Annotated in this window: 20 protein-coding genes; 12 read left to right on the top strand and 8 right to left on the bottom strand. The window is 72.8% G+C overall.

All coding sequences use genetic code 11. The annotated features are described in order from the left end of the window. Positions 1–492: 492 nt before the first annotated feature. The 3 genes from ACIBSV_RS45375 (at position 493) to ACIBSV_RS45365 (ending at position 3,153) form a co-directional block, all read left to right on the top strand. Entirely contained in the window at positions 493–894 is a 402-nt protein-coding gene (locus ACIBSV_RS45375; RefSeq protein WP_395873381.1) for a MarR family winged helix-turn-helix transcriptional regulator, read from the top strand. Positions 895–981: 87 nt separating this feature from the next. Beyond that, complete coding sequence (locus tag ACIBSV_RS45370) at positions 982–2,286, top strand: MFS transporter (RefSeq protein ID WP_395873379.1); 1,305 nt, start codon at positions 982–984, stop codon at positions 2,284–2,286. Positions 2,287–2,394: 108 nt separating this feature from the next. Continuing rightward, positions 2,395–3,153 carry a maleylpyruvate isomerase family mycothiol-dependent enzyme gene (locus tag ACIBSV_RS45365; protein ID WP_395873378.1) on the top strand — a complete coding sequence of 253 codons (759 nt, stop codon included), beginning with the start codon at positions 2,395–2,397 and terminating at the stop codon, positions 3,151–3,153. Between the two features lie 231 nt (positions 3,154–3,384). Here ACIBSV_RS45365 and ACIBSV_RS45360 read toward each other — a convergent pair whose 3' ends face one another. Beyond that, a complete protein-coding gene (locus ACIBSV_RS45360; protein WP_395873377.1) occupies positions 3,385–4,122 on the bottom strand; it encodes a 3-keto-5-aminohexanoate cleavage protein in 738 nt (245 codons plus the stop codon). Positions 4,123–4,277: 155 nt separating this feature from the next. Between ACIBSV_RS45360 and ACIBSV_RS45355 the strand changes: the two genes are divergently transcribed. Then, a complete protein-coding gene (locus tag ACIBSV_RS45355) occupies positions 4,278–5,333 on the top strand; it encodes a hypothetical protein (protein WP_395873376.1) in 1,056 nt (351 codons plus the stop codon). A 71-nt stretch (positions 5,334–5,404) separates the two neighbouring features. Here ACIBSV_RS45355 and serC read toward each other — a convergent pair whose 3' ends face one another. Further along, positions 5,405–6,523, bottom strand: a complete 1,119-nt coding sequence (gene serC / locus ACIBSV_RS45350) for a phosphoserine transaminase (RefSeq protein ID WP_395873375.1) — start codon at positions 6,521–6,523, stop codon at positions 5,405–5,407. Between the two features lie 158 nt (positions 6,524–6,681). On the opposite strand from serC, the gene ACIBSV_RS45345 reads away from it, so the two are divergent. Next, positions 6,682–9,537 (top strand): FAD-binding and (Fe-S)-binding domain-containing protein, encoded by a 2,856-nt coding sequence (locus ACIBSV_RS45345; protein ID WP_395873374.1) that lies wholly within the window; start codon positions 6,682–6,684, stop codon positions 9,535–9,537. A gap of 61 nt (positions 9,538–9,598) precedes the next feature. After that, a complete protein-coding gene (locus ACIBSV_RS45340) occupies positions 9,599–10,030 on the top strand; it encodes a PPOX class F420-dependent oxidoreductase (RefSeq protein ID WP_395873373.1) in 432 nt (143 codons plus the stop codon). A gap of 75 nt (positions 10,031–10,105) precedes the next feature. Here the strand turns inward: ACIBSV_RS45340 and ACIBSV_RS45335 are convergent, their stop codons facing one another. After that, positions 10,106–11,053, bottom strand: coding sequence for a threonine/serine dehydratase (locus tag ACIBSV_RS45335; protein ID WP_395873372.1), 948 nt, complete (start codon positions 11,051–11,053; stop codon positions 10,106–10,108). 143 nt (positions 11,054–11,196) lie between these two features. On the opposite strand from ACIBSV_RS45335, the gene ACIBSV_RS45330 reads away from it, so the two are divergent. Continuing rightward, positions 11,197–12,045: a (2Fe-2S)-binding protein gene (locus tag ACIBSV_RS45330; RefSeq protein WP_395873371.1), complete on the top strand. Its 849-nt coding sequence runs from the start codon at positions 11,197–11,199 to the stop codon at positions 12,043–12,045. A gap of 108 nt (positions 12,046–12,153) precedes the next feature. Here ACIBSV_RS45330 and ACIBSV_RS45325 read toward each other — a convergent pair whose 3' ends face one another. Then, positions 12,154–13,266, bottom strand: a complete 1,113-nt coding sequence (locus ACIBSV_RS45325; protein WP_395873370.1) for a citrate synthase 2 — start codon at positions 13,264–13,266, stop codon at positions 12,154–12,156. 390 nt (positions 13,267–13,656) lie between these two features. On the opposite strand from ACIBSV_RS45325, the gene pdxH reads away from it, so the two are divergent. After that, a complete protein-coding gene (pdxH, locus tag ACIBSV_RS45320) occupies positions 13,657–14,289 on the top strand; it encodes a pyridoxamine 5'-phosphate oxidase (protein ID WP_395873388.1) in 633 nt (210 codons plus the stop codon). 439 nt (positions 14,290–14,728) lie between these two features. Continuing rightward, positions 14,729–15,985: an MFS transporter gene (locus tag ACIBSV_RS45315; RefSeq protein ID WP_395873369.1), complete on the top strand. Its 1,257-nt coding sequence runs from the start codon at positions 14,729–14,731 to the stop codon at positions 15,983–15,985. 42 nt (positions 15,986–16,027) lie between these two features. Here ACIBSV_RS45315 and ACIBSV_RS45310 read toward each other — a convergent pair whose 3' ends face one another. The 3 genes from ACIBSV_RS45310 to ACIBSV_RS45300 form a co-directional block, all read right to left on the bottom strand. Next, positions 16,028–16,774: a hypothetical protein gene (locus ACIBSV_RS45310; protein ID WP_395873368.1), complete on the bottom strand. Its 747-nt coding sequence runs from the start codon at positions 16,772–16,774 to the stop codon at positions 16,028–16,030. Between the two features lie 152 nt (positions 16,775–16,926). After that, a complete protein-coding gene (locus ACIBSV_RS45305; protein ID WP_395873367.1) occupies positions 16,927–17,673 on the bottom strand; it encodes a sugar isomerase domain-containing protein in 747 nt (248 codons plus the stop codon). Between the two features lie 76 nt (positions 17,674–17,749). Beyond that, entirely contained in the window at positions 17,750–19,150 is a 1,401-nt protein-coding gene (locus ACIBSV_RS45300; protein WP_395873366.1) for a cryptochrome/photolyase family protein, read from the bottom strand. Between the two features lie 196 nt (positions 19,151–19,346). Between ACIBSV_RS45300 and ACIBSV_RS45295 the strand changes: the two genes are divergently transcribed. Next, a complete protein-coding gene (locus tag ACIBSV_RS45295) occupies positions 19,347–20,036 on the top strand; it encodes an iron dependent repressor, metal binding and dimerization domain protein (protein WP_355538171.1) in 690 nt (229 codons plus the stop codon). 193 nt (positions 20,037–20,229) lie between these two features. Here the strand turns inward: ACIBSV_RS45295 and ACIBSV_RS45290 are convergent, their stop codons facing one another. Then, positions 20,230–20,886 (bottom strand): bifunctional DNA primase/polymerase, encoded by a 657-nt coding sequence (locus ACIBSV_RS45290; RefSeq protein ID WP_395873365.1) that lies wholly within the window; start codon positions 20,884–20,886, stop codon positions 20,230–20,232. A gap of 445 nt (positions 20,887–21,331) precedes the next feature. On the opposite strand from ACIBSV_RS45290, the gene ACIBSV_RS45285 reads away from it, so the two are divergent. After that, positions 21,332–22,708 (top strand): transcriptional regulator, encoded by a 1,377-nt coding sequence (locus tag ACIBSV_RS45285; RefSeq protein WP_395873364.1) that lies wholly within the window; start codon positions 21,332–21,334, stop codon positions 22,706–22,708. 206 nt (positions 22,709–22,914) lie between these two features. After that, positions 22,915–24,303 carry a hypothetical protein gene (locus ACIBSV_RS45280; RefSeq protein ID WP_395873363.1) on the top strand — a complete coding sequence of 463 codons (1,389 nt, stop codon included), beginning with the start codon at positions 22,915–22,917 and terminating at the stop codon, positions 24,301–24,303. The last annotated feature ends 160 nt before the right edge of the window (positions 24,304–24,463 follow it).

Here is a 24,463-nt window from a genome sequence, read left to right as displayed (position 1 = left end):
CCGCTTTTTCTTTCCCCCGCTTCGCTCCTCCAAGAAAAAGCGGTGCCTCGCTCGGGGCTTCGTGTCCCTCCGCTTCGCTCCGGGGCACGAAGCCCCAGCTTGCGGCTCCGCCGCTCTCCGCGCTTCGCGCGTCGATCAGTGGGGGTGGGCCGGGGTCGGGGGCGCTGACGCGCCGGGGGTTGGGCGGGGCGGGTGGGGTGGTTGTGGGGGTCAGGGGTGGCGGGGCCAGGTAGGAGTCGCTGGAGGTGGCCAGGGGTTGGGCGGTTCGGGGGAGGAAGGCGACCGGGGCGGCGATGTCGGCGGTGGACCGCCGACGTGGACCGGGGGTGCCGTCGGGGGTGTGGATCTCCGTCGGGCTCAGGAGGGGGAAGGTCGCCGGTGGAAACTTGCCCGCGTCCCGGGAATATCCCTGGGACGTAAACCATTGGAAGTTAGCGAGAGTAAAGAGTTAAGCTAAGAAACGTGTCCCCGTCCGAACCCGACCGTGCCACGGTGGCAGCCCTCCGTGCCTCGGTGCTGAAGCTCTCCCGTCGCCTGCGCAACCAGCGGGCCGACGAGACCCTGAGTCCCACCCAACTCTCGGTGTTGACCGTGCTCGTCGTGCGCGGCGCCATGACTCCGGGCGAACTGGCCCGGCAGGAAAAGGTGCAGCCGCCGTCGATGACGCGGGTGATCGCCGGCCTGGAGGAGCGCGGCCTGGTGCGGCGTGAGCCGCACGCCGACGACCGCAGGCAGGTCGTGGTCTCCGCGACCGAGCCCGCCGCCGCCGTGGTGGAGGAGAACCGCAGGCTGGGCAACGCCTGGCTGGCGGAACACCTGGCCCGGCTCACGCCCGAGGAGAACGAGGCGTTGCGCGCGGCCCTGCCGGTGCTGGAGAAGCTGGCGCAGGCCTAGGGCCTGCTCAGGCGCCCCGCGTCGCGGTTCGGTTCAGGGACGGATGTTCATCCGGCCTCGGCCGAACGTACGACGAAAGGGGAGCCCGTGGCGGCGACAGCCGGCACCTTCTCATCACTACGAAACCGCAACTTCCGGCTGTTCGCCGCCGGCCAGACCGTGTCGAACACGGGCACCTGGATGCAACGCATCGCGCAGGACTGGCTGGTGCTCAAGCTCACCGGCAGCGCGACCGCGCTGGGTGTGACCACCGGGCTGCAATTCCTGCCCATGCTGCTGTTCGGCCTGTGGGGCGGCGTGATCGCCGACCGCTACCGCAAGCGCCTGTTGTTGATCGGTACGCAGACCGTGATGGGTCTGCTCGCCGCCGTGATGGCGGTCCTGGTGTTGAGCGACGCCGTCCAGGTGTGGCACGTGTGGTTGCTCGCGTTCGGTCTCGGCATGGCCACCGCGGTGGACAACCCCGCGCGCCAGGCGTTCGTGATCGAGATGGTCGGTCGCAAGGACCTGGCCAACGCGGTCAGCCTGAACTCGGCCAACTTCCAGCTCGCCCGGATCGTCGGCCCCGCCGTCGGCGGTCTGCTGATCACCGCGATCGGCACCGGGTGGGTTTTCGCGGTCAACGCGGTGTCCTACATCGCGGTGCTGCTCGGCCTGTTGGCCATGCGCGAGTCCGAGCTGCGCACGATGCCGGTGGTGTCGCGCGAGAAGGGCCAGCTCCGCGAGGGGCTGCGCTATGTGCGCGGCCGTCCGGACCTGCTGGTGGCGATCGCGCTGGTCGGCTTCATCGGCACCTTCGGCTACAACTTCGCGGTCACCCTCGCGGCCTTCTCCAACGACGTCTTCCACGCCGGACCCGGCTCGTTCGGGCTGCTGAACACGGTGTTCGCGGTCGGCTCGCTGGCGGGCGCGCTGTTCGCCGCCAAGCGCGGCCGGACCCGGTTGCGGGTCCTGGTCGGCGCCGCGATCGCGTTCGGCCTGCTGGAGACGATCGCCGCGCTGATGCCCGGCTACTGGAGCTTCGCGCTGCTCCTGGTGCCGATCGGGATCGCCGGACTGACCTTCAACACGGCGGCCAACTCGACCGTGCAACTGGGCAGCGACCCGGCGATGCGTGGTCGGGTGATGGGCATCTACATGCTCGTGTTCATGGGCGGCACCCCGCTGGGCGGCCCGCTGACGGGTTGGCTGGCGGAGAGTTTCGGACCGCGTACCGGGTTGCTCGTGGGCGGCCTGATCTCGCTGGCCGCGGCGCTCGTGGTCGGCGCGCTGCTCGCCCGGCACGCCGGGATCCGGCTGCGGCCGAGCACGGTGGTGCGCGCCATGAGGCCGGCGGCGCCGGCAGCCACGGCGACACGGTCGGAGTTCGGTAATCCCGTGGTCAAGATCTGACACAGCGTCAGCACAGGTGTGCGATACACCTTTTCTTGACGAGGGATTCACGCCCTGGGGTGACCCAGGCCATCGACACGTCACCCGGAACGCTGGAATCCTTGAACGATGGACTACGTGCGGTTCCAGCACCTGTTCCAGGCGGAGGGTCTCCGCTTGGGCCAGGCGGCCGTCACGGACATGGACGCGCCGGTACCGTCCTGTCCCGGTTGGACGGTCGCCGACGTCGTGCGACATTCCGTGCTCATGTACAACAGCGCCACCGGGCAACTGCGCCCGGAGCGTCGCCCGGTCGCGGGCGGCGCGAACAAGGGGGAACTGCTCGACACCTACACCCGGGCGCACGCGGCGCTCGTGACCGAGATGGCCCGGCGGGACCCGCTCGACCCGATCGAGGGGGAGGACCTCGAACCCGGCGTCGCGGAGGGCGTGGAGAGCGGGGGACCCGACCCGGGCACCGCCGGCTTCCTGATCCGCCGGATGGCGCGCGAGGCCGCCGTGCATCGCGCCGACATCGAGATGGCCGTCGGCACCCCGGGACCGCTGGACGCCCAGCAGGCCCTGGACGGCATCGACGAAGTGCTGGGGGTCCTGCTCCCGGCGCACTACGACGGCCGCGCCAAGGACGGCGCGAGCGGGCGCACGATCGGCGTGCACAGCAACCGGCACCACTGGCGGCTGACCATGCAGCGCTCCGGCGTGAGCATGTCCCGCGACCAGGGGTTCACGGACGCGGCGGTCACCGGCGAGCCCGCCGAACTGCTCCTCTACCTGTGGGGCCGCAGGCCCGGCTCGGTCGTCTCGCAGACCGGCGACCGCACCGTGTTGACCGCCTTCCGCCGCCGTCTGGCGGCCTCGATGGTCTGACCCGCGAGCGCGGGCGCCCGACCGGAATTCGGTCGCGCGCCCGCGCCGCGTAGGCTCTGGGGCGTGAATCCCCGCACCAGAACCCGCGTCGTCACGGCCACCCTGGCCCTCCTGCTCATCGCCGTGATCATCGGCGCGCTCATGCGCTGACGCGTCCGCGCCCCTGCGCCGACGTGCCGACCGCGGGTGCGGGCGACAACGTCGGAGCCGGGCCGGCCCCGAGACCGCGGATCAGTGCGGGTTGCCCGCCGCGCGGACCCGATCGGCGGCGATCCGGACCAGCGTCGCGTTGCCCGGGACCCGGCGGCCCTCCGGGTCCAGCAGGGTGTCCTCCAGCCCGATCCGGGTGTCGAGGCCGGCCGCGATCGCGGCGTCCAGGACCGGCCACGCGGACTCGTCCGCGCCGTGCAACAGGCGCGGCACGCCGATGTCGTGCCGGTCCAGGACGGTCAGGATGCGTCCCGCCTCGTCCAGCGCGTCCACCGGATCGGCGCGTTCGACCTCGACCAGGATCCGGGTGCACACCGCGGCCAGATCCTGCTCCACCAGCAGCTCCGCGTCGGCCTCGGTCCACACCCCCGCCTCGACCCCCACACCCAAGTGCGCGAGCGCGTGGGCGAGTTCGACCGAGCCCGGCTCGGACAGGTTGACCGAGGCCAGGTCGGGCAACACCCGCCAGGCCCGCACCGCGGCCAGCCGGGCGTCCGGGCCAGCCTCGATCCACGCGCCTGTGCTCACCCCGATCGGCACGCCCGGGGCCGCGCCCCGGATGGCCCGGAGCACCGCCGCGATCACGTCCGGCGCCAGGCTCTCCCGACCGTCGCGCCCGCGCGGGTGCACATGCACGATGGACGCGCCCGAGGCCACCGCGGCTCGACTGTCCGCGGCGATCTGCGCCGGTGTCAGCGGAAGCGCCGGGTGCTCCTCGGGGCGCCGTGTGCCGTTCAGACATGCCTTGACAAGTGTCATGGAAGACTCCGGATGCCGACGCCCACGAAGCTCCCATCCCATCCCCGACACACGGCAAACCGCAATGGCTTCAGCCGAGCCGTCGCAAAGTGGTCCCCGACCCGACGGGGACCGGGGCCGGGCCGGCAGGCTGGACCCATGACAGGACGGGACGGGTGAAGCGCGTGGGAAAGCGCCGGATGCGCGGCCTCGGCGCCCTGACGGCGGCCGTTGCCCTGGCGGTGGCGGTACCGGCGTCGGCGGCGGCCGATTCGGACGTGTTGTTGACCATCAAGGACGAGCGGATCACCGAGTCCAGCGGCCTGGTGGCCAGCGCGCAACACCCGGACGTCTACTGGACGCACAACGACAGCTCCGACGCGCCCAGGATCTACGCGATAGGCAAGGACGGCGCCACCAAGGCGACCATCACGCTGTCCGGTGTGGACGCGCGGGACTGGGAGGCGATCACGGTCGGCAAGGACGACGCGGGCAAGCCCGCGCTGTTCGTCGGCGACATCGGCGACAACCTGCACGGCAAGTGGCCCGAGGTGTGGATCTACCGCTTCGCCGAGCCCGCGACGCTGGCCGACGCGACGGTCAAGCCGACCAAATTCCGGGTCAAGTACGACAACGGCCCGCGCGACGCCGAGGCGCTGCTGCTGGACCCGCGCACGAACAAGCTCTACATCGCGAGCAAGGAGGCCGAGGGCGGCCTGTACGAGCAGCCCGAGCAGCTCTCCGCGACCGGGATCAACACCTTCAAGCGGATCTCCGCCGGAGGCTCGACGGTGACCGACGGCGCGTTCGCGCCGGACGGGTCGCGGTTCGTGTTGCGCGGCTACTTCTCCGCCACCGTGTTCGCCGCGCCGGGCAAGGAGTTGGCCGGGGTCTCCGTGCCGATCCAGCGCCAGGGCGAGTCGGTCGCGTGGAGCCGGGACGGCAAGGAGTTGCTGTTCGGCAGCGAGGGCAAGGGCAGCCAGGTGCGCCGGGTCGAGCTCAAGGGCGACAACCGGCCGGATTCGGTGCGCGCCGGATCCGGTGCCAAGCCCGGAGCAGAGTCGGCCGGCGGCACCGCCTCCAGCGACGCGAGCACGGCCGCCGGCGACGAGAGCGACGGCGATTCCGGGATGGACAAGGCCAAGACGTACGGCCCGGGTGTGCTGGCCGTGGTCGGCCTGGTGGTGCTGTTCTTCGCGTATCGCCGCCTCGGCGGCCGGAACCGGGCCTGATCGCCGAAGGGCCGCCGCCCCGGGACCGGTTCGGTCCGGGGCGGCGGCCCCTCAGGCGCCGCGAACGCGGATCAGAGCTGCTCGATCACGTAGTCGACGCACGCGGTCAGCGCCTCGACGTCGGCCGGCTCGACGGCCGGGAACATCGCCACCCGGAGCTGGTTGCGGCCCAGCTTGCGGTAGGGCTCGGTGTCCACGATGCCGTTCGCGCGCAGCACCTTGGCCACCGCCGCCGCGTCCACCGAGTCGGCGAAGTCGATCGTGCCGACCACCTGCGAGCGGGCCGCCGGGTCGGTCACGAACGGGCTCGCGTACGAGGACTTCTCGGCCCACCCGTACAGCCGGCCCGACGAGTCGGCGGTGCGCCCGACGGCCCAGTCCAGGCCGCCCTGCCCGTTGATCCAGTCGAGTTGGTCGGCGAGCAGGAACAGCGTGCTCAGCGCCGGCGTGTTGTAGGTCTGGTCCTTGACCGAGTTGTCGATCGCGGTGGCCAGGTCGAAGAACGGCGGGATGTAGCGGTCCGACGCGGCGATCCGCTGCGCGCGCTCCAGCGCGGCCGGCGAGAACGCGGCGAGCCACAGACCGCCGTCGGCGGCGAAGTTCTTCTGCGGTGCGAAGTAGTACACGTCGGTCTCGGCCGCGTCCACCGGCAGCCCGCCCGCCGCGGAGGTCGCGTCGACGAGCACCAGCGAGCCCGTGTCGGCGCCGGCCGGCCGGGCGATGGGCATCGCGACACCGGTCGAGGTCTCGTTGTGGGTCAGGGCGTACACGTCCACGCCCGCCTCGGCCTGCGGCAGCGGGTGCGTGCCCGGCTCCGACTTGATCACCGTCGGCTCCTCCAGCCACGGCGCGGCCTTGACCGATGTGGCGAACTTGGAGGAGAACTCGCCGAACGACAGGTGCTGGGACTTGCGCTCGACCAGGCCGAACGCGGCGATGTCCCAGAAGGCGGTGGCGCCGCCGTTGCCCAGGATCACCTCGTAGCCCTCGGGCAGGGAGAACAGGCTGCCGACACCTTCGCGAACCCGGCGCACCAGGTTCTTCACCGGCGCCTGCCGGTGCGAGGTGCCCAGGAGAGAGGTACCGGTCGCCGCGAGAGCGGCGAGTGCCTCGGGACGTACCTTGGACGGGCCCGAACCGAACCGGCCGTCGGCGGGCATGAGCGCTGCGGGAATCTGGATCTCGGCCACGCGGAGAGCGTAGTCGTGTCCGATTCGTGGGTGATGTGTATTCCGCACAATGAGACGATCGCGCCCGGCATGTGGCACGGGGGCGTCTCGACGGGTGGGCGACACGCGCCCGGCGGCGGGCGTTCGACGGTCGGGTCGGCGTAACGAGTGAGGATGGCGTGGTGACGGCACAGCTCGGGGACCTCGAAGGCGCGCTGCGGGCGCGGGTGCGCGGCGAGGTCCGGTTCGACCCGCAGGCCCGCGCGCTGTACTCGATGGACGCCTCCAACCACCGCAAGGTGCCGCCGGGGGTCATCGCCCCGCTGGACGCCGAGGACGTGCTCGCGGCGCTCGCGGTGTGCCACGAGCGGGGCGTGCCGGTGACCGTACGCGGCGGCGGCACCAGCATCGCCGGTCAGGCCACCGGCAACGGCCTGGTGCTCGACCTGGCCCGGCACCTGAACCGCATCCACGACGTGGACCCGGCGACCCGCGTCGCGCATGTCGAGCCCGGCGTGGTGCTCGACGACCTGCGCCGCGCGGCCGGCCGGTACGGGCTCACCTTCGGCCCGGACCCCTCCACACACAGCCGCTGCACGCTCGGCGGCATGATCGGCAACGACGCCTGCGGGTCGCACTCGGTCGCCTGGGGCCGCACGAGCGCGAACGTCGAATGGCTGGACGTCGCGACCATGGACGGCACCCGGATGCGGGTCGGCCGGGATCAGACGGTGCCCACCACCGGCCGCGCCGCCCAGATCCACGCCGCGCTCACCGACCTCGCCGACGCCAACCTGGCGCTGATCCGGCGGGGCTTCCCGGCCTTGCCGCGCCGGGTCTCCGGCTACGCCCTGGATCGACTGCTGCCCGAGCACGGACGCGACCTCGCCCGGGCCCTGGTCGGCACCGAGGGGACCTGCGTCGTGGTGCTCGGGGCCGGCCTGCGCCTGGTCGAGGCGCCCAAGGCGCGCGCCTTGGTGGTGCTCGGCTTCCCGGACGACTTCGCCGCGGCGGACGCGGCGCCCGGCCTGCTGCCGCACGGCCCGCTCACCGTGGAGAGCCTGAGCGCGGGCCTGGTCGCGTTGGCCGCGTCCGCGCGCGACGTGGCACTGCCGCCGGGCGCGGCCTGGTTGTTCGTCGAGGTCGGCGCGGACACGGTCGCCGAGGCGAAGGAGCGCGCACACGCGCTGGCCGGTTCCGGACCGGCGCGGGTGGTCACCGATCCGGCGGGGCAGCGCGCGCTGTGGCGGATCCGCGAGGAGGCGTCCGGCACCGCGACCCGGATGGCCGACGGCTCGGAGGCGTGGCCGGGCTGGGAGGACACCGCGGTGCCGCCCGAGCGGCTCGGCGCGTACCTGCGCGCGTTGGCCGCGCTGATGGACCGGCACGACCTGCGCGGCCTGCCCTACGGGCACTTCGGCGAGGGCTGCGTGCACATCCGGATCGATTTCGACCTGCTCACCACGCGTGGCGTCGCGGCGTATCGGGCGTTCTCGTCCGACCTGGCGGACCTGGTGGTCGCGCACGGCGGCTCGCTCTCCGGGGAACACGGCGACGGACAGGCCCGGGCCGAGTTCCTGCCCCGGATGTACGGACCGGAGATCGTCGAACTGTTCGGCGCGTTCAAGGCGATCTGGGATCCGGCGGGGTTGTTGAACCCGGGCATCGTGGTTCGTCCACACCCTGTGGACGGCAATCTGCGGTTCGCCGGGATGCGCACACCCGTATCGGTCGAGTTCGGCTACCCGGCCGACGGCGGCGACTTCGCGGCGGCCGTACGGCGCTGCGTCGGGGTGGGCAAATGCCGCGAGTCGGCCGACACCTCCTCGGGCGGCGTGATGTGCCCGTCGTACCGGGTAACCGGCGAGGAGGCGCACTCGACGCGCGGGCGGGCCCGGCTGCTGCACGAGATGCTGATCGGCGAGGTGATCACCGACGGGTGGCGCTCCACCGAGGTCCGCGACGCGCTCGACCTGTGCCTGTCCTGCAAGGGCTGCCGCAGCGACTGTCCGGTGGACGTGGACATGGCCACCTACAAGGCCGAGTTCCTGCACCACCACTACCGGGGCCGGTTGCGGCCGGCGGCGCACTACGCGCTGGGCAATCTGCCGCTGCTGGCGCGCGCGATGGGGTCGGTGCCGGGCCTGGCGGGCCTGGCCAACGCGGCGGCCGGGGTGCCGGCGCTGCGGCGTGCGGCGCTCGGCCTGGCCGGGCTCGACCGGACCCGGGAGATCCCCCCGTTCGCGCCCGAGCCGTTCACCCGGTGGTGGCGCGATCGGCCGCGCGTGAGCGGGAGTTCGCGCCGCCGGGTGGTCCTGTGGCCGGACACCTTCGGCAACCGGTTCCGACCCGAGGTCGGGCGCGCGGCGGTCGAGGTGCTGGAGGCGGCCGGACTGGAGGTGGTGGTGCCGCCGGGGTCGGTGTGCTGCGGCCTGACCTGGGTTTCGACCGGGCAACTGGACATCGCGCGACGGGTGATGGCCCGTACGGTGCGCACCCTGCGGCCGGCGATCGAGGCCGGGCTGCCGATCGTCGGTCTGGAACCGTCCTGCGCGGCGGCGCTGCGCACCGACGTACCCGAGTTGCTCGGCCGGTCGGCGGACGGCCTGGCCGACTCGGTCAAGACCTTCGCGCAGACGCTGGAGGAGTACGCGCCGCACTGGGCGCCGCCGGTGCTCGATCGTGAGGTGACCGGCCAACTGCACTGCCACCAGCACGCGGTGCTGGGCGACGCGGCCGACCGGCGGTTGCGCGCCCGAGCCGGGTTGACCGGCGAACTCGCGGGCGGTTGTTGCGGGTTGGCGGGCAACTTCGGCTACGAGGCGGCGCACGCCGAGGTGTCGCGGGCGGTCGCGGCGGACCGGCTGCTGCCGGCGCTCGCGGCCGCGGGACCGGACGCGGTGACCCTGGCCGACGGGTTCAGTTGCCGCACCCAGATCACCCACGTGAGCGACCGCCGCCCGGTGCACCTGGCCGAACTCCTGGCCGCCGCACTGCCGTCGGCCCCGGACCCGGACCCGGTGGTGCGGCCGTGACGGTCACCCGTGTGCGCGGCGCGGGGAATAGCCGGCGGGCGATCGCGACTTGGCACCGGACATGACCGACACAGCGTTCAACCCGCGCACGCTCCTCGCCGAAAGCCGCCTGGGGGTCCTCGCCACGATCAAATCGGACGGCCGCCCCCAGCTCTCCCCGGTAATGCCGTTCTACGACGGGGAGGCCGGTGTCCTCTACGTCTCGATGACCGAGGGCCGTGCCAAGACGGCGAACCTGCGCCGCGACCCGCGAGCGGCCCTGGAGGTCACCAGCCCCGACGGTCGCTCCTGGGCCACGGCCGAGGGCACGGTGACCCTCGTCGGACCGGGCACCGACCCCGAGGGCCCGGAGGTCGAGGCGCTCGTGGACTACTACCGCCGTGCCGCCGGGGAGCACCCGGACTGGGCCGAATACCGCGCGGTGATGGTCGCCGACCGCCGGGTGCTGATGACGATGGCCGTCGACCACGTCTACGGCGCCGACATCGGCTGAATCCGGACGGTCCGGGCCACCGCGCGATCCCACGCTCGCGGTGGCCCCGGTACCCCGTGCTCCGGACCGCGGGTTCTAGACCAGGTTTCCCGGGTCGGTGTTGGCGCCGCACAGTATGACGGCGACCTTTTCGCCCTCGGCCGGGGTGTACGCGCCGGTGGAGAGGGCGGCGAGGGCCGTGGCGGCGGCGTGTTCGACGACGATGCGGAAGTTGTCCCACAGGGCCTGGCGGGACTCGACGATGGCCTTGTCGGAGACCAGGACCGAGAACGCGCCGGTGCGCTGCGCCGTGGCCAGCGCCGTGGCGGAGACCCGGCGCGCGCCCAGGGAGTCGGCGGCGATCGAGTCGGTCGGCACGTCCACGACCTCGCCCGCCTCCAGCGCGGCGTTCAGCGCCCGACAGTTCTCCGGTTCGACCGCGACGGTGCGGATCCCGTGTTCCTCGGCGGCGGTCGCCACGCCCGCGAACAGACCGCCGCCGCCGACCGAGACGATGACCGTGTCCAGCGTGCCGGGCAGGCTCGCGACCATCTCCGGCACCAGCGTCCCCGCGCCCGCCGCGATCAGCGGGTTGTCGTACGCGTGCGACAACAGCGCGCCGGTGTCCTCGGCGAACCGTCGCGACGCCTCCAGCGCGTCGGCGTACTCCCGGCCCACGAGCAGCACGTCCGCGCCGTACGTGCGCAGCCGCTCGACCTTGATCCGCGGCGCCGTCTCCGGCAGGAACACCGTCGAGCGCACCCCGGCGCTGCGCGCCGCCCACGCGCACGCGAGGCCCGCGTTGCCGCCGGAGGCGATCACCACGCCGGCCTCGGGCATGGTGCCCGCCTCGATGTGCGCGGTGGTGAAGTTCGCGGCGCCGCGCGCCTTGAACGACCCGGTGTGCTGGATGTACTCCAACGCGAGCCACACGTGCGGCGACGGATGGATCGGCATCATGGTGACCGGCTGGGTCTGGCCCACGATGCGGTCGGCGGCGTTCCTGATGTCGCCGTAGGTCAGTTCGGGCGTGGCGGTATCCATGACGCACGACCCTATGCGCCGGCCCGGCCGCCGCGGACCTCGGTCGGTGTGCCGACGAGCGGTCGCCCGGCACACGGGTGATGTGCGGGACATCTCGATCACTTACGTGGACATCCGGGTTAGGCAAGCCTTACCTTCGGATCATGACGTTGGTCGATCTTCGGGAGTCCGGGCCCTGCCCCGCGTTGACGGAGACCTTTCGCGGGCTCGGCGCGGCGTGTCCGCTGATCACGGTCGAGGCGGGGCATCCGCGGGCGGGTCTGCTGCGCGTGGCGCGCGTGGCCGAGGACCCCGAGGTGCTCGAGGGTGTGCTGACCGCCGAGCGGCAGCGGATCACCGCGTCCGTGGCCGCCGAGCCGCGCGCGGACGCGATCGCGATGTGGGCCCTGCACGGCTACGCCTGGTACGCGTGCCTGATGTTCGCCGGGCCGTGGTTCCTCAGCCGCCGGGTCCCGTTGGTGGACCTGGACGACGTATGGCTCGACCTCTCGCCGGAACGGTCGAGCAAGTGCCTCACCGTTACCTCGAACGCCTTCGCGTGCCTGCCCGACGACCCGGACGCGGGCGCTCCCGGCGCGCGGGTGGTGGCCGACGAGGCCGCCCTGCGCGCGGTGCTGCTGCGCGCGGTGTCCGAGCACCTGGAGCCGCTGCTCACCGCGTTCCGGCCGCACCTGCGGCGCGGCGAGCGGGTGGTGTGGGGGATGGTGGCGGACGAGGTGGTGAGCGCGGTCTGGTACCTGGGCCGCTCGCTGGGCGCGGACGAGGGCGAGCGCGCGGTCCGCGAACTCGGCGAACTCTTTCCCGGCGACACCGGCCGGTTCAAGCGCGACGCCGGATTCCGTACCCTCCGGGGCACCGAGGGCCGCACCCACTGCCACCGCACCCAGAGCGTGTGCTGCCTCTGGTACACGCTGGAGCCCGACGCGCTGTGCGGCACCTGCCCCCGCGCCGACGACGAGCGCCAGGTGGCCATCCTGGAAGGTCGCGTCTGACCGGGATCCCGTGGCGCGCGACCGGACCCGGAGCCGGGCCGGACATGACGGAACCCCGCACCCTGACGGGTGGCGGGGCTCCGGGTGAGCGTCGAGCGCGTCGAACGCTCAGTGCTTCAGGTTGCGGACCGTGTCGTCGTAGCCCGGGACCTCGGTGATCGGGCGGGTGCCCGGGCCGACGTACAGGGCGGCCGGACGCACCAGACGCGACGTGCGCTTGTGCTCCAGGATGTGCGCGCTCCACCCGGCGGTCCGGGCGCAGGTGAACATCGAGGTGAACATGTGGGCCGGCACCTGGGCGAAGTCCAGCATCACCGCGGCCCAGAACTCCACGTTGGTGGCCAGGATGCGGTCGGGGCGCCGAGCCTGGAGCTCCTCCAACGCCGCCTTCTCCAGTGCCGCGGCCACCTCGTAGCGAGGCGCTCCCAACTCCTTGGCCGTCCGTCGCAGCACACGTGCGCGAGGGTCCTCGGCGCGGTACACGCGGTGGCCGAAACCCATCAGGCGCTCGCCCCGGTCGAGGACGCCCTTGACGTACGCCGTGGCGTCGCCGGTGCGCTCGATCTCCTCGATCATGTGCAGCACGCGCGAGGGCGCACCACCGTGCAGCGGGCCGGACATCGCGCCGACCGCGCCGGACAGACACGCCGCGACGTCGGCACCGGTGCCGGCGATCACCCGCGCGGTGAACGTCGAGGCGTTCATGCCGTGCTCGGCCGCCGACGTCCAATAGGCGTCGACCGCCTTGACGTGCTGCGGATCCGGCTCGCCGCGCCAGCGGATCATGAAGCGCTCGACGATGGTCTGCGCCTTGTCGATCTCGCTCTGCGGGACCATCGGCTTCTCCAAGCCGCGGGCCGACTGGGCGACATACGACAGCGCCATCACGGCGGCCCGGGCGAGGTCGTCCCGCGCCTGGGTGTCGTCGATGTCGTGCAGCGGTTTCAGACCCCACACCGGGGCGAGCATGGCCAGCGCGCTCTGCACGTCCACGCGGACATCGCCCGAATGGATCGGGATCGGAAACGGTTCGGCCGGTGGCAGGCCGGGGTTGAACGCCCCATCCACCAGCAGGCCCCAGACATTGCCGAACGAGACGTGGCCGACGAGATCCTCGATGTCCACACCTCGGTACCGGAGCGCGCCACCCTCCTTGTCGGGTTCGGCGATCTCCGTCTCGAACGCTATGACTCCTTCGAGCCCGGGTACGAACTCGGACATCAGGCGGCTCCTCATGCGATCTCGACTGACTTGTGGCCGGGTCCTTCATACCCCGCACTACCACACCGTGTCTTCCCCCGAAAAGGCCGGGGCGCATGGTGCCGATCAAGCTCCGCACCTGGGATCCGCCGGTGATTCGGGGAGGTGTTCCGCTCGGTCCGGGCGAGGCTCGGGATGGTGCCTCGCTTGAAGGTATGGGCCGATCGAAGTCCGTCGGTCAGGATATCTCTTGATATCGAGACGACCTACGCCGGAACGCACCCGGGCGAGTGAGGTCCGGCACAAATCGGCCCGGGTCGGTCACCCGATGGTCACTCGTCGGGGGTGATCGTGCCGGGGGCGGGCGACTGGTGGTACTCGTTGTCCGTGGAGTTCACCGAGCTTGCCGCGATGCGCCGGCAGTACCGAGGCGAAGGCATCGACGTCGGCGCCTTGCCGCCGACCCCCTTCCCGCTGTTCACCGCCTGGCTGGCCGAGGTGGCGGCGGCCGAACTGCCCGAGCCCAACGCGATGGTCGTGGCCACCGCGACGCCGGACGGACGGCCCAGCACCCGCACCGTCCTGCTCAAGGAGTTCGACGAACGGGGCTTCGTCTTCTATACGAACTACGGCTCGCGCAAGGGCGCCGAACTGGCCGCGAACCCGGCGGTGAGCCTGCTGTTCCCGTGGCACGCGCTCGCGCGTCAGGTAGTGGTGACCGGTTCGGCCGAACGGGTGTCGCGCGAGACCACCGCCGAGTACTTCCGCTCCCGGCCGCGCGGCTCGCGGATCGGTGCCTGGGCGAGCGAGCAGTCCGCCGCGGTCTCCGGGCGCGAGCAGTTGGAGAAGCGGTACGCCGAGGCCGAGGCCGGATTCGCGGCCATCGACGACATCCCGGTGCCGGAGTTCTGGGGCGGCTTTCGGGTCCGGCCGGACGCGGTGGAGTTCTGGCAGGGGCGCGAGAACCGGATGCACGACCGACTGCTGTACCTGCGCGAGGGCGACGAGGGGTCGAGGTGGCGGGTCGAGCGACTGAGCCCGTGAACCGGAATGGGTCGCGGGCCCCCGGTCGTCGGGTCGGACGAGTTTCGGCGCGACCGGGTTCGCCGCCGGGTCGGTCATCGGGTCCGTGAACGACAGCGACCCGCAGGTCGCTTCTCCGTCCACCTCGGTGAGGTGGAACGAAGGCCGGGGGACGATCCCGGCGACCTGCGGGTCGGGTGTCTGCCTGGTGTTGCCGGCCGCCTGCCTGCGTCCGTCGCGGTGCACTCACGACGGGGCCTGCCGAGCCGGTAAACCGGAGTGGCGGCTAGCGGGCAGCCACCTCACGCGTCCGAATGCTATGCAACTTCAGACCACCTCCTCTCCCGTGTGCCAGTGAGGTTAGATCCGCTCGTGGGCGGGTGCAACGCATTTTCGGGGTGCCCGATCCCACATCGAAATCAGGAATAGATGCAGGGGGCATTGGGATTGGATGAGGCGGGTGCCCCCTGCCTCGAAACGCTTCGCCAAAGCCGTCCTGGCGGACGTGACCCCGCTGCGCGAGTTCCCCGACTTCCGTCGCCTGTGGTTCGGGCACTCGGTGTCCTCGCTGGGCCAGCAGATGACCGCCGTCGCGGTGGCGATCCAGGTGTACGACCTGACCGGGTCCAATTTCGCGGTCGGGGTGGTGGGGCTGTGCTCGGTGCTTCCGCTGATCGTGTTCGGGCTGCTCGGCGGCGCGATCGCGGACAGCCTGGACCGCCGACTGGTCGGCCTGGTGACCGCGAGCGGACTCGCCGCGGTGTCGATCGTGTTGGCCGGGCAGGCGTTCCTCGACCTCGCACAGGTGTGGCTGCTGTACGTGGCGGTCGCGGTGCAGTCGGCGTTCTTCGCGGTGAACAACCCCGCGCGCACCTCGATGCTCCCCAAACTGTTGCCGCCGGCGCGGCTGCCCGCGGCCAACGCGCTGAACTCGATAGCGATGGCCCTCGCGATGACGGTCGGGCCGATGCTGGGCGGCCTGGTGATCGGCCTGTGGAGCTTCCAGGCCGCCTACCTGATCGACGCGATCGCCTTCTCCGCGGCGCTGTACGCGATGTGGCGGCTGCCGTCGATGCCGCCGACCCGGGCCGAGGACGGGCGCAAGCGGGCCTCGGTGCTGGAGGGGCTGCGTTTTCTGCGCGGCAGGCCCAACGTCCGGATGACGTTCCTGACCGACATCGTCGCGATGGTGTTCGGCATGCCCCGCGCGCTGTTCCCGGCGATGGCGGCGACGCTGTACGGCGGCGGGGCGACCACGGTCGGCCTGCTGGTCGCGGCGCCGGCGGTCGGCGCGCTCGCGGGCGGATTGTTCTCCGGTTGGCTGGGCCGCGTGCGGCGGCAGGGGCGCGCGGTGGTGCTCGCGGTGATCGCGTGGGGCTCGTGCATCACCGTGTTCGGGCTGGGCGGTCCGCTGTGGCTGGGACTGATCCTGCTCGCCCTGGCGGGCTGCGCGGACACCATCAGCATGGTGTTCCGGAACACCATCATGCAGGTGGCGACGCCGGACGCGATGCGTGGGCGACTGGCCGGCGTGTTCATCGTGGTGGTCGCCGGCGGGCCACGGCTGGGCGACTTCGAGGCCGGGTCGGTGGCGTCGCTGACCACCGAGCGCATCTCGGTGGTCAGCGGCGGCCTGGCCTGCGTGGTCCTGGTGATCGTGCTGTCGCTGCGGTGGCGCGGCTTCTGGCGCTACGACGCGCGCGATCCGCAACCGTAGGGCGTGTCGCACGGGTGCGCGCGCCGGCCGGTGCGGCGGGCGTCAGGTGCGCGGCGCGATCCACACCTGTTCGGCGTGCGCGGCCACCCGGCCCTCGGCGTCGTAGAGCGTCGTCGCGGTGCGCACCTTGCGGCCCTCGCGGCCGAGTCGGCGGCCGAGCACGACGCACGGTTCGTCGGGATAGGGCAGTGCGTACACGTACGCGGTCATCCGGCCCAGCAGGAGCGCGGTGTCGGCGTCCATCCCGGTCCAGCCGCCGGGGCAGTCGAGCGCGGCCCAGACGAACTCGGGCCCGATCTGCTCGGTACCGGGCGCCACCAGCGAGGTGTGCGGGGTCCACACGCACGCGTTGGTGTCCGGACGGTCGGCGAGCAGGCCGGGGAACAACCGCAGGCCGTCGCCCTCGGCGCGCCCGGTGCCGCACACGAAGCATTCGGTGTAGGGGTTCCACGCCGCGAAGCCGGGGAAGGCCCGGCTCGCCTCGCGGGCCTCGGCCGGAGTGGCCGCGTCGATCGGCGTGGGCAGCGGCAGCGCGGCGTCGACCGGGATCGCCTCCGCGATCGGCCCGTCCTCCCGACCCAGGGTCAGCCCGCCGGTAGCGGCGTCGCGGGTGACCGGCAGCGGCCGATCCAGCGGCATCGCGCGGCGCAGCGTCACGGTCACCCCGGAGGCCGTCCCGCCGCTCGCTCGCGCGGCCAGCAGCCCGGCCAGGTAGCCGCCGTTGCCCATGCCCGGCGGCCCGTTGAAGCGGGCCGGGACCACGATCGCGGCCGAGCGCCGGTCGGGCACCTCGACCGGCTCGGCCGCCGGCGGCGGAGCGGTGGGAGACCGTCGGTCCGCCGCCGGCGGCGGAGCGGTGGGAGACCGTCGGTCCGGGGTCTGCCGGTCCGGCGCCCGCCGATCGGGAGACTGGGACCGTGCGTTGGGATGCACTGCCGGGTTCACCTCAGGTAGAAGATCCGGTCCGCGTGTTCGGCCAGCAACCGCTCGTTCCACGCGGCTCCGCCCTCGACGTTCGCGGACATGAACACCGGGGGTTCGACCCCCCGGGAAACCAGGTGGCCGATCACGCCGACCATGAGTGTCTGCAGCACCGCCGAGCACACCACGCCCGAGGTCGGGCCGATCCGCTGCGGTACGCCGTCCACCTCCAGCGCGGCGTCGCCGGGCGCGATGGCGGTGTCCAGGACGATGTCGCAGTTGTCGAGGACTCGCGTACCCGACGGATGCCTGGGCGACTCGGCCCTGCTGGCCACGATCGAGGTGACGCCGATCACGAGCACGCCGCGCTCGCGCGCCTGACGGGCCAGCTCCACGGGCAGCCCGTTGCGTCCGGACAACGAGATCACCACGAGCGCGTCGCCCTTGCGCAGGCCCGCGCCGTCCAGGACCGGGCCGGCCAGTTCGGCGAGCTTCTCCACCGCGGTGCTGACCGTGATCGGGCGCACGGTCAGTTCGTTGCCTGGGGCGATCAGCGGGTTGGCCAGGATCAGGCCGCCCGCGCGGTAGATCACGTCCTGCGCGGCGAGCGCGGAGTGGCCGCCGCCGAACACGAACAGCCGGCCACCGGCCGCCAACGCCTCGGCGATCCGGTCCGCGGCACGGTCGACGGTGGGCAGCTCTTCGTCCCGCAGTCGCTCCAGCAGCGCGATCGCCGCGTCGAGGTAGCGCGCACCCAGCTCGACCATCCCCGGTCCTCCCGTTCGTTTCGGTGTGTTCCGAGCTTCGTATACGGATCCGCCGTGCGTACGCGGATCCGGCACCTTACCGCCGGATCGCCTGGTAGCGGTCGAGCGCGACGCGTCTTTCCTCGGCGTGCTCGACGACCGGGTCGGGATAGCCCTCGACGCCGATCCGCCACGGCTCGTGCACCGCCTTGCCCGCGATGCCGCGCAACTCGGGGACGTAGCGCCGGACGTAGTCCCCGTCGGGGTCGAACCTTCGGCCCTGGGTGATCGGATTGAAGACCCGAAACCACGGCGACGCGTCCGTGCCGCAGCCCGCGGTCCACTGCCAGCCGTGGCTGTTGGAGGCGAGGTCGCCGTCCACGAGGTGCCGCATGAAGTGCGCCGCGCCGCGCGTCCACTCCTGGTGCAGGTCCTTGACCAGGAAGGACGCGACCACCATGCGCACCCGGTTGTGCATCCAGCCCTCGGCGAGCAGTTGCCGCATCCCCGCGTCCACGAACGGGAAGCCGGTCCGGCCCGCGCGCCACGCGTCGAACAGCGCGTCTGCGTCCGGGCCGCTGTCGTAGCGCATGTCGGCCATGTCCCGGTTCAGGTACTCGCGGGCGGTCTCCGGCTGGTGCCACAACACGTCGGCGTAGAACTCGCGCCAGGCCAGTTCGCTGCGGAAGGTCTCGTCGACCCGGCCGGCGAGCAGTGTGCGCGGGTGGATCTCGCCGAATTTCAGGTGCACCGACAGCCGTGAGGTGCCGTTCAGGTCGGCCCGGTCGCGCAGTTCGCGGTAGCGGTCCAGGCCGTGCGCGCGGAACTCGTCCCAGGTCTCGCGCGCGACCCGCTCGCCCGCCTCGGGCAGGCGTACCCCGGCGGGCGCGGGGGCGGCCGGGTAGTCGACCGAGTCGGCCCACGCCCACGTGAGATCGGTCGGTCGCGGCAGCGGGGCGCGCCGGTCGTGCTCGAGCCACGCGCGCAGGAACGGCGTGAACACCCGGTAGGGCGACCCGTCGGCCTTGCGCACCCGCCCCGGGGCCACCGCGTACGGCGATCCGGTGGCCCGCAGCGGCACTTCGAGGGCCGCCGCGACGGCCGCGTCGCGGGTGCGTCCGTAGGGCCCGAAGTCGGCGCTGACGTGCACCTCGGCGGCGCCGACCGCGCGCACGAGCGCGGGTAGCTCGCGGGTCGGGTCGCCCGCGCGGATCACCAGACGCCCGCCGAGCTCGCGCAGGTCCGCGTCCAGGGCGCGCAGCGAGCGGATCAGGTGTGCCCGGCGGGCGGGCCCGGAGGCGTCCCACAGGACCGGGTCCAGGACGAACAGCGGCAACACTCGGGCGGGCTCGCCGTCCCCGGTGCCGGGAAAGCCGGTTCCGGCCGCGGCGTGCAGTGCCGGATGATCGGTCAGCCGGAGATCACGACGGAACCAGAGGACATGTACACGATCGGGGGATCCGGACGGACCCGAGGTCTTCCGGGATGGCAATGGCATACCGGAACGTTATGACCGTACGCACCCCACAGCGTGGGCCCACGCGGGCGGCAGACACGTACGGATGACGCGGCGGCACGCGCGGGACGGCGCGGACGGGGAAAGCCGCGGGGGCTCGATCGGCCGGACGTCCGCGTCGGCGGTCCAGGTGCGTCAGAATTGGACGGCAGGACCACCAAGAACGGAGCCGCTGGTCGTGAGTGGACTCATCGACACCACGGAGATGTACCTCCGGACGATTTTCGAGCTGGAGGAGGAGGGCGTGGTCCCGCTGCGGGCGCGGATCGCGGAGCGGCTGGAGCAGAGCGGGCCGACCGTGAGCCAGACCGTGGCACGGATGGAGCGGGACGGGTTGTTGACGGTCGAAGGTGACCGTCACCTGGAACTGACGCCCGAAGGGCGGGGAATCGCGACGCGGGTCATGCGCAAGCACCGGCTCGCCGAGTGCCTGCTCGTGGACGTCATCGGATTGCCCTGGGAACAGGTGCACGCCGAGGCGTGCCGTTGGGAGCACGTGATCAGTGAGCAGGTGGAACGTCGCCTGCTCGAACTGCTGCGCTATCCCAAGGAATCGCCGTACGGCAACCCGATCCCGGGCCTGGAGGAGCTGGACCAGGAGCTGCACGCCGACTCCTTCAAGGAAGGCGGGCTGGTCACGCTGCTCGAGTCGGCGGGGCCGGAAGGCAAGAACGTCGTGGTGCGGCGGCTCGGTGAGCCGCTGCAGACCGACGCCCAACTGATGTACACGTTGCGCCGAGCCGGGATTCGTCCCGGGGCGGTCGTGAGTGTGCACGAGTCCGCGGGTGGCGTGATGGCGGGCAGCGGCGGCGAAGCCGCGGAGCTGTCGCCGGAGGTCGCGTCGCACGTGTTTGTGGCCGCGCGGTAGTTGCGCGTAAGCGCGCGGGTCGATGGGCCCTCGTATCCGAGATGGTTCGGGTGCGAGGGCCCTTGCGTTGCGTCTTGGGCGGGTTGGGGGTTTTGTGCCCACCCGCCCATTCGCGCCTTCGGGTGGGATGGCTGCGGATCCACCGCGATGGGGCGGCGTGCTGGGGCCCCGCGGCCACTGGGCAGGTTGTTCGCTACCTGGCCTCGACCAGTGCTCGGCCGCAGGCGTAGGCGATGGGGCTCACCAGTTCGCGGGCTTCGGGGAGCCAGCGGTTGAGTTCGGTGGGTTCGCGGGCCCACGAGGCGCTGCCGGAGCTGCCCATCCGGGACGGCGGGGCGACCACCCAGTCGCCCTCGCCCTTGGGGATCAGGTCGATCGCGCTGGTGCCCCAGCCGATGCGGCGCAACATCTCGCCCATCTTGTCCCGGGCGCCGGGGAGTACGAAAAACTGGAGCCGCCGGGTCGGGGTCGCGATCACCGGGCCGAGCGGCAGCCCCATGCGCTCCAGCCGGGCCAGCGCGAGGCAGCCGGCCTGTTCCGGGACGTCGATCACGTCGAAGCCGCGACCGGTGGGCAGCAGGATCGCCGCGTCCGGGTGCTCGCTCCACCAGCGCCGCACCAGCGCCGGCGAGCTGGCCGCCTGGACCGCCCAGTCGCGCAGGATGGGGTGCGCGCCCGGGGTGGCGCATCCGGGATGGCCGCAGCTGCAACGACGCCCCGCACTGTTCTCGATCACCGAGGCGCCGGGAACCACGTCCCAGTGCCGGTCCCCGGCGTAACGGACTGCGGTCTCTACAAGCGTGTCGCGGGCGAGCTGCCGGGCCCCCAGGGTGTCTTCCACGTGCTGCACAACTGTGGGACCACGGGATGGTTACGGCCGGCCGCCGCCGCACTCGCGGCCACCCGTGCGGCGGACCCCGAACGGCGCGGGGTCGCGCGCCGGAGCGCCGCACTTCGGGAGGGCGAAACCGGATGATCAGGGGCGACGGGATCACCGGTGGCCATCCGGCGCAAGGGGGGCGCATGGGTGCAGACCCGGGGGCGCAATGAAGGGTGCCCTATCCGCTGCTCTATACGGGTCACTACGCTCCGTACGCGGATGACATTTCATACGACCGGCGGGCAAGATCGGCAATTCCGGCCGGCCCGGATCTCGGCAGATGGATGACGTCCGCTGGACACGCATCACGGACTCATCAGGCATCAGGGCGAGGACACGACAGGGCCGGAGGATCCCCGTCGCGCCGATCCCGCATGCCACAAGCCCGCACCGACGGGTCGGGGAGGGAACGCCGATGGCCGCGCGAACGCAGGCGAGCAGGCAGCCCAACGAAAGGTTGACGGCACTGATCCAGGAGGCCGGCTGCTCGAATGCCGGGCTCGCCCGCCGGGTCAACATGTGCGGTGCCGAGCACGGCATGGACCTGCGCTACGACAAGACCTCGGTGGCCCGCTGGCTGCGCGGTCAGCAGCCGCGCGGCGCGGTGCCCAACCTGATCGCCGAGGCGATCGGCCGCAAGCTCGGCCGGCCGGTCACCGTCGAGGAGATCGGCATGGCCGACGGTCGCAGCCTGGCGACCAACGTCGGCCTCCAGTTCGCCGCCACACCGGCGGCCACCGTCGAGGTGGTCACCGAGTTGTGGCGCAGCGACGTCAACCGGCGCGACTTCCTGCTCAACTCCTCGGTCGCGGTGGCCGCGCTGGTCGCGCCCAGCCGGGACTGGTTGATCACCGAGCCGGACGCGCAGGTGGCTCGGATCGGCGGGCCGCGCGTGGGCGCCTCCGACATCGAGGCGGTGTGCGCGACCACGGACATGTTGTCCGCGCTGGACCACCGGTTCGGCGCCGGCCACATCCGCCCGGTCGTCGTGCACTATCTGGGCAGCGTGGTCACCCAGCTGCTCAACGGGACCTATTCCGACGAGACGGGTCGCGCGCTGTTCGCGGCCGTGGCCCGACTCACCGAGCTGGCCGGTTACATGGCCGTGGACACCGGCCAGCCGGGTCTCGCCCAGCGCTACTACATCCAGGCCCTGCGGCTGACCCAGGCCGCGGGCGACCGCGCCTACGGCGGATACGTGCTCGCCGCCGGGATGAGCCACCTCGCGGGCAGCCTGGGCAACCCGCGCGAGATCACCCAGCTCGCGCGCGCCGCGCAGGAGGGCGCCAAGCAGGAGGCCACGCCCACCACCCAGGCGATGTTCCACGCCGCCGAGGCACGCGGGCACGCGCTGCTCGGCGACGCGCGCGCGTGCGAGGCGTCGTTGTCCCGGGCCCAGTCCGCGATGGACGTCGCGACGCCGGACGAGGATCCGCAGTGGATAGGGCACTTCTCCCAGGCGTACCTCGCCGACGAATTCGCGCACTGCTACCGCGACCTGGACCGGCCCCGACAGGCCGAGGCGGCGGCCCGCGCGGCCCTGGACGGGCACGCCGACACGCGGGTCCGGCGGCGGGCCGTGGACACCCTGCTGCTGGCCACCGCGCACCTGCAACAGAACCGGCTCGACGAGGCGTGCTCGGTCGGCGCACAGGCGCTGGACCTGGTGGGCCGGCTGCACTCGGCGCGCGGCCTCGAATACCTCAAGGACTTCCAGCGCCGACTGGAGCCGTATCGCGACGAGCACGTGGTCCGCGAATTCGCCGAGGCCGTGCACGCCGTCCCGGTCTGAGCCGCGCGTGGGCCGCCGACCTGCGCGAAGACGCGTTTCCTCGGCCGATTTCGGCCGGTGGAGTCGGTGCGCCCGGGGGTGCGCCGCTGTTCGCCACTCGAACGTCTGAGTTACCGTCGGGCGGAACGCGGTCCCGGCCGCCGGGCGAACCGGCGGTCGCGCGGCCGCCGGGCGCGACGGCTCGAGGCGACGAACGGGTGGATGGCATGGGATCCGGTGGAGCGGACGGCGGCGGGGGCGAACGGGGCGGGGGCGGCGAGCAGCCGCCGGGGCCGTCACCGTTCGGTCCGCTCGAACTCCCGCGCGACGAAACCGAGGTGCTGCCGAGGTTCGAGGACTACGCGGACCAGGGGCCGCCGCAGGGGTACGGCGCGCCACAACAGCCCTACGGCGCGGCGCAGCCGTACGGCGGCGGGCCCTACCCGCCGAACGAGCCGTACCGGACGAACCCGCCCTACCCGCAGGCGCCGGGAGGCCCGGCCGACCAACCCGGAGCGACCCGGCTCGCGCCGCTCCCCGGGCACGCGCCGCCCGCCGCGCCGGGGCACGTACCGCCGCGCCCCGTGCACGCGCCCCCGGGGGCGCCCGGCGCGTCGGCCGGTCCGGCGGTCGGGCCGGACCTGTTCCGCCCCGACCCGGCGCCCGCCGGCGGACCGGCCGACGCCACCCAGGTGTTCCCGGCCGGATTGTTCCGGGACGACGTCGGCGCCTCGCCGGCCGGACCGGGACCTGCGGGCACCTCCGGACAACCGCTGCCGCCGGCCTACTCGGCGCAGCCGGCGCCTCCCGCCTACACGGCGCGGCCCCCGGCCCCCGGCCCGGTGGGGCCGCCCGCGGCCGCCGGATACGCCGCGCAGCAGCCCTACTCCCCGCAGTACGCGCCGCCGGGCGCCCCGCCGCACGGGCCCGGGCCGGGCGGTCGCGGCGACTCCGGCTCCGGGCGGCCCAGGACCCCGCTGATCGCGGCCGGCGTCGGTGCGCTCGTCGTGGTCGCCGCGATCGGCGTGTTCGCCAGCGGCGCGTTCGGCGACGACGACAAGAGCGACAGCGCGGACAAGGGCACCGCGGCCGGCTCGTCCGCGAAGCCGGACCCGTCGGGCTCCGGAGCGCCCGGGACCACCGCACCGCCGGCCAAGGCCGACGAGGCCGGCGCCCAGGCGTCCGCCGTGGACCGGCTCCTCCAGGCCGGCGCCGGGTCCCGCCAGGTGGTGTCCCAGGCCGTGCAGCGGATCCAGAAGTGCGACGACCCCGCGGCCGGCGCGCAATCCCTGAACGAGGCGGCCCGACAGCGCGACCAGCAACTCGCCGGCCTGGCCAAGTTGTCCACCGACAAGCTCACCGGCGGCGCCCAGTTGGTCGCGGGCCTGCGCGACGCGTGGACCGCCTCCGCCGAGTCGGACCGCGAACTCGCGGCCTGGGGAACCGAGATGGCCCAGGGCGGCTGCAAGGGCAAGCGCGCCGAGAACACCGACCACAAGCGCGCCGCCGACCGCGCGAGCGGGCGGGCCACCACCGCGAAGAACAAGGTGGTCGGGCTGTGGAACCCGATCGCCACCGAGCACAACCTCAAGAAGCGCACCGCCGGCGAGTTCTGAGCCCCGGACCCGCCCCGGTCCGGCCGGCCGGCGAGCTCGGGGCAGGCGGGCCCGCTCCGGACCCGTCGGGCGGCGAACTCCGAGCCCCCGGACTCGCCTCGGACCCCGTCGGGCGGCGGGTTCGAAGCCGGTGGACCCGCTCCCGCTTCCGTCGGGCGGC

The organism is Embleya sp. NPDC050154, from assembly GCF_044460165.1.
Classification (GTDB): Bacteria; Actinomycetota; Actinomycetes; order Streptomycetales; family Streptomycetaceae; genus Embleya.
The sequence above is the reverse complement of the archived record's forward strand: the minus strand, read 5'-3'. Positions and strand labels throughout refer to the sequence as shown.